Origin of the sequence: Streptomyces sp. (assembly GCF_035644915.1) — a bacterium.
Classification (GTDB): domain Bacteria; phylum Actinomycetota; class Actinomycetes; order Streptomycetales; family Streptomycetaceae; genus Streptomyces.
In genome coordinates, this window is sequence record NZ_DASQNP010000136.1 from 1 (window position 1) to 4,859 (window position 4,859).

At 72.1% G+C, this 4,859-nt stretch carries 7 protein-coding genes and 1 pseudogene; 2 read left to right on the top strand and 6 right to left on the bottom strand.

Annotated elements, in window-relative coordinates; translation table 11 throughout:
* The 4 genes and pseudogenes from VE546_RS15580 to VE546_RS15595 form a co-directional block, all read right to left on the bottom strand.
* Positions 1–321: pseudogene (locus VE546_RS15580) on the bottom strand (hypothetical protein); the annotation flags it as partial.
* A complete protein-coding gene (locus VE546_RS15585; RefSeq protein ID WP_324922664.1) occupies positions 318–950 on the bottom strand; it encodes an aminodeoxychorismate/anthranilate synthase component II in 633 nt (210 codons plus the stop codon). The gene VE546_RS15585 and the pseudogene VE546_RS15580, both read right to left, overlap by 4 nt.
* On the bottom strand, positions 947–1,126 hold the full coding sequence (locus tag VE546_RS15590) for a hypothetical protein (RefSeq protein ID WP_324922674.1): 180 nt from the start codon (positions 1,124–1,126) through the stop codon (positions 947–949). The genes VE546_RS15585 and VE546_RS15590 overlap by 4 nt, the downstream gene beginning before the upstream one ends.
* A gap of 138 nt (positions 1,127–1,264) precedes the next feature.
* Entirely contained in the window at positions 1,265–2,011 is a 747-nt protein-coding gene (locus tag VE546_RS15595; protein ID WP_324922666.1) for a DUF881 domain-containing protein, read from the bottom strand.
* A gap of 143 nt (positions 2,012–2,154) precedes the next feature.
* Here VE546_RS15595 and crgA point away from each other — a divergent pair, with 143 nt between their 5' ends.
* Positions 2,155–2,412, top strand: a complete 258-nt coding sequence (crgA, locus tag VE546_RS15600) for a cell division protein CrgA (RefSeq protein ID WP_324922667.1) — start codon at positions 2,155–2,157, stop codon at positions 2,410–2,412.
* A 327-nt stretch (positions 2,413–2,739) separates the two neighbouring features.
* Here the strand turns inward: crgA and VE546_RS15605 are convergent, their stop codons facing one another.
* The gene (locus VE546_RS15605) at positions 2,740–3,630 is read right to left on the bottom strand and encodes a rhomboid family intramembrane serine protease (protein ID WP_324922668.1); all 891 of its coding nucleotides are present in this window, start codon (positions 3,628–3,630) and stop codon (positions 2,740–2,742) included.
* A 161-nt stretch (positions 3,631–3,791) separates the two neighbouring features.
* Positions 3,792–4,319 (bottom strand): peptidylprolyl isomerase, encoded by a 528-nt coding sequence (locus VE546_RS15610; protein WP_324922670.1) that lies wholly within the window; start codon positions 4,317–4,319, stop codon positions 3,792–3,794.
* Between the two features lie 216 nt (positions 4,320–4,535).
* Here VE546_RS15610 and VE546_RS15615 point away from each other — a divergent pair.
* Positions 4,536–4,859: DUF5324 family protein (locus VE546_RS15615; RefSeq protein WP_414720494.1), on the top strand; the 324-nt coding region annotated here is incomplete at its 3' end.

Below are 4,859 nucleotides of genomic sequence, written 5' to 3' on the forward strand. Positions count from 1 at the left end.
CGCGGGCGCCTGCCGGGCCCCGGGCCCGTACCAGCCCTGCCCCGGGTGGGCGTCCGCGCCCGGCGGGAAGGACCCCGGCGCGTAGGCGTCCGCGGGGGGCACGTCGTACCGCGCGGGCTCCTCGTACGGCGGATGCGCCCCCGGGTGTCCCGGGTACGGCTCCCGCGGTGCCGCCTCCGGGCCCGGCAGCGGGTCGTTCAGCGGGTCGGCGAGCCGTCCCACCGCGGCCTCGAACGCGCCCGGTTCGGCGTAGGGATCGGCGTGCGGGTGACCGGGGTGCGGATCGCTCCCGTACGTGCCCTCCGGACGCAGGGCCGTCACGTCCCGACCACGGGGGCCAGCCCCCGGGAACGCTCCAGGGCACCGGCGTCCCCGCACCGCACGAGCCAGTTGGCGAGCATCCGGTGACCCCACTCGGTGAGCACCGACTCGGGGTGGAACTGCACGCCCTCCACCGGCACTTCGCGGTGGCGCAGGCCCATGATCACGCCCGTCTCCGTCCGGGCGGTGACCTCCAGCTCGGCGGGCACGGTGGCGGGCTCGACCGCGAGCGAGTGGTAGCGGGTCGCGGTGAAGGGGGAGGGCAGGCCGGCGAAGACGCCTGCGCCCCCGTGCTCGACCGACGACGTCTTGCCGTGCAGCAGCTCCGGCGCCCGGCCCACCACCGCGCCGTACGCGACGGCCATCGACTGCATCCCCAGGCAGACCCCGAAGACGGGGAGGGAGGACGCGGCGCAGTGCCGGACCATCTCGACGCAGACCCCGGCCTCCTCGGGCGTGCCCGGTCCGGGGGAGAGCAGCACGCCGTCGAAGCGGTCCGTGCCGACGTGCTCGGGGCGGACCTCGTCGTTGCGGAGCACCTCGCACTCGGCGCCGAGCTGGTAGAGGTACTGGACGAGGTTGAAGACGAAACTGTCGTAGTTGTCGACGACCAGGACGCGCGCGCTCATCGGTCTCGGCCCGCCCGGCCCTCGTCGACCGTCACGTCGCTGAACGGCAGCAGGGGCTCCGCCCAGGGGAAGACGTACTGGAAGAGCACGTAGACGACCGCCAGGGCCAGTACGAGCGAGAGCAGCGCGCGTACCAGCGTGTTGCCCGGCAGATGCCGCCAGATCCAGCCGTACATGCCGTGTTGCCGTCCCTTCTGTTTCTCGCGCACCCAGAGTACGTGTACGCGGGCCCGCCGGGGGGCTCAAGCGGCGCAATGCGTCCGACGCCTCACGTCCGGACCGCACCCGGCCCGGTTCCGCCGGGACCTGGGACCTCAGCCGACCGGCTCGGTGTGGCGCAGGTTCACCGCGCCGGTGTAGCCGGGGAGCGTCACCTCGTCGTGCTCCTCCACCGACCAGCCCAGGCCGTAGGCGTCGACGTACTCGCGGTAGTTCCGGACGGCCGGCGCCCGGTCCAGCGCGTCGCGCAGCTCACCGGTGTCGCCGACGGCGGTGATGGTGTACGGCGGCGAGTACAGGCGGCCCTGGAGGATCAGGGTGTTGCCGACGCAGCGCACGGCGCTGGTGGAGATCAGCCGCTGGTCCATGACCTTGATGCCCCGGGCACCGCCCTCCCACAGGGCGTTGACCACGGCCTGGAGGTCCTGCTGGTGGACGACGAGGTCGTTGGGCTGGGGGTCGGGGAGGCCCGGCATCCGGGGGGCGGCGTCGGGCGGGGCGTCGTCGAGGGTGACGGTGAGGCCGGGGCCGGAGAGCTTCCGGGTGCCCGCGGCCCTCTCCAGGTCCTCGAAGGCGCGCTGCTCGGCCTCCGTGCCGCCGCTGTCGCGCCGGGCGAGGGCGTCGATCTCCCGGCGCAGCCGGGCCACGGAGGCGTCCAGTTCCTGGTTGGAGCGGCTGCGCTCCTGGATGAGGTCGGACAGGCGCAGCATCGAGTCGTCGCTGCGCAGGTCGGTGCCCTGGGCGGTGTTGAAGCTGACCCAGAAGAGGAACCCCGCCAGGGCGAAGACACCGGCGGTCGCGAGCCGGATGGGCCGGAAGCGGGAATTCGTCACCTTACCCATGTCTCCCTCCAGCGCGCGGAAGTACTACGCTAACGGAACCAAGCAGCATCCCCCTCCCCGGCCTCCTGCCGGACCCCGACCGGGGGGAGGGCCCTCGGAGCAAGCCAGCGCGGTCACGCAGCGCATCGACAGGAGAGTCCCTCGTGCCGAAGTCACGGATCCGCAAGAAGGACGAGTTCACGCCGCCGCCTGCGAAGCAGGCCACGAGCGTCAACCTCGGTTCGGGGCGGAGCTGGGTCGCCCCGCTGATGCTGGCGCTGTTCCTGATCGGTCTCGCCTGGATCGTCGTCTTCTACGTGACGACGGGCGACCTGCCGGTCAAGTCGCTCGGCAACTGGAACATCGTGGTGGGCTTCGGGTTCATCGCGGCGGGGTTCGTCGTCTCCACCCAGTGGAAGTAGCCGCTCGCAGTCGCGTTATCCACAGGTCTTCCACAGCCCTGGGAAAACTTCTGAAGATCTGTGGATAACCTCTTCTGCTCTCCTGTCGTTATGACCGGTGACCCTCGGTAGGAGCGTCGGCTCCACCCCGCCTGGCTGGGGAAACGCACATGCGTGCGGTGTCGGCGCCGTCCACCCACACCATGCACAAGATCGGTCACCTGCTGTGGATAACCCATGGCCACGGCTCTGCTCACCGCTTCCGCTCCACCTCCGCACCCCTCCACCCGTACGGGCCCGTTCCGCCCGTGCCGCCGGCAGGCCGGGCGCGACCTCGCGGGCCGGCCGTCAGCCGACCAGCTGCGCCGTACGGACCGCGCAGGCGACGACGACGGCCAGCAGCACCACCGCACAGGTGCCGTACTGCACCAGCGTCCGCCGCTCGCGCGGGGCGTGCACCATCGCGTAGGCGATGACCGCTCCCGTGACCAGGCCGCCGATGTGGGCCTCCCAGGAGATGCCCGAGAACCTGAAGGTGATGAACAGGTTGATCGCCAGCAGCACCAGGATCGGGCGCATGTCGTAGTTCATCCGCCGCATCAGCACGGCGGTCGCCCCGAACAGCCCGTAGATCGCGCCCGAGGCGCCCAGCGACGCCTGGTTCTGCTCGGCCAGCAGGTACGCCAGCGTGCTGCCGCCCAGCGCGGACAGCAGGTACAGCGCCAGGTACCGCCAGCGGCCCAGCGCCGCCTCCAACTGGGGGCCGAGCCACCACAGCGCCAGCATGTTGAAGCCGACGTGCCAGACCTCCTGGTGGAGGAAGGCCGAGGTCAGCAGCCGGTACCACTCGCCGTCCGCGACCCCGACCCAGTCGAGCACGCCCGGACCGGGGTCGTAGGCGTAGCCCACCATCGACAGCTCGCCGACCAGCCGGTCGCCGACCGCGAGCACCGCGACGAACAGCGCCAGGTTGATCCCCAGCAGCACCTTGGTGACCAGCCGCGGGTCGGCGGCGACGGTGCCGCCCGCCAGCGTGCGCGGCCGCTGGGCTCCCGGGGCGTGGCCCGTCCCCGAGCCGCTGCGGACGCACTCGGGGCACTGGAAGCCCACGGAGGCCGGGATCATGCACTCGGGGCAGATCGGCCGGTCGCAGCGGACGCAGGAGATCCCCGTCTCCCGGTCCGGATGCCGGTAGCAGTGCGCCACCGCCGGGTGTGACTGCCCCTGCTGCTCCTCCATGGCCACCCCTCAACGCCCCTCGCGTACGGACACCACGTACGCACACGGCGTACGGGCGCGGAGCACGACGGCGCGGGCGCCGGCCGGACGCCGACGGGCACCGTCGAACACCGCCCCACCTGTCCTACGGCCGGGCGGGGCGGTGGGTTCCCGGACGCCGGTCAGCGGCGCTCGACGACGACCGACTCGATCACCACGTCCTGCAGCGGACGGTCGGTGCGCTGGTTGGTCGGCGTGGCCGCGATGGCGTCCACGACCTTCTGGCTCGCCGGGTCGGCGACCTCGCCGAAGATGGTGTGCTTGCCGGTCAGCCAGGCGGTCGGGGCGACGGTGATGAAGAACTGCGATCCGTTGGTGCCCGGCCCGGCGTTGGCCATCGCCAGCAGGTACGGCCTGGTGAACGCCAGCTCCGGGTGGAACTCGTCGGCGAACTCGTACCCCGGGCCGCCGGTGCCGTTGCCCAGCGGATCACCGCCCTGGATCATGAAGCCGCTGATCACCCGGTGGAAGACCGTGCCGTCGTACAGCCTGTCGGTGGACTTCTTCCCGGTGGCCGGGTGCACCCACTCGCGCTTGCCCTCGGCGAGTTCGACGAAGTTCGCAACCGTCTTCGGCGCGTGGTTCGGGAAGAGCCGGACGGTGATGTCGCCGTGGTTGGTCTTCAGGGTGGCGTAGAGCTGCTCAGCCACGATCTACCTTCCATCTGTTCGCTGTGACCCCCCGATCCTCGCACAGCCCGGGTACCCGGTATCCGGGACCGATTCGCGGCGTCGCCCGGACAATGCCCGGTATAGCCCGGATGCCTGTTGAGGCATGCCTGGCCCCCGTTGGGCAGGCATGATCTCGACCAGTGGTGGAAGGCGGAGAAGACACGCCACCGATGAGGAGGAGATCCCGTGACCCGCATGGACAGCGTGCGCAGCGCGACCGACAACGCGAGGGAGAGCGTGCGGCACGCCGCGGAGGTGGTGGCCCCGAAGGTGAGCCTCGCCGCCGGACAGGCCAAGTCCGCCGTGCGCGACCAGTACGCCGCCCGTGTCGCTCCGCGGCTGGAGCACGTTCGCGAGACGATCCCCCCGGCGGTCGACCTGGCCGCCGCCCGTGCGGCCCAGCGCACCCGCGAGGCCGCCCGGCGGGCGAACGAGTTCGCCGCCCCGCGCGTCGAGGCCGCCCGCGCCGCGGCCGGCCCGGCCCGGGAGGCGGCGCTGGCCCGCTCGGCCGCCGCCGTC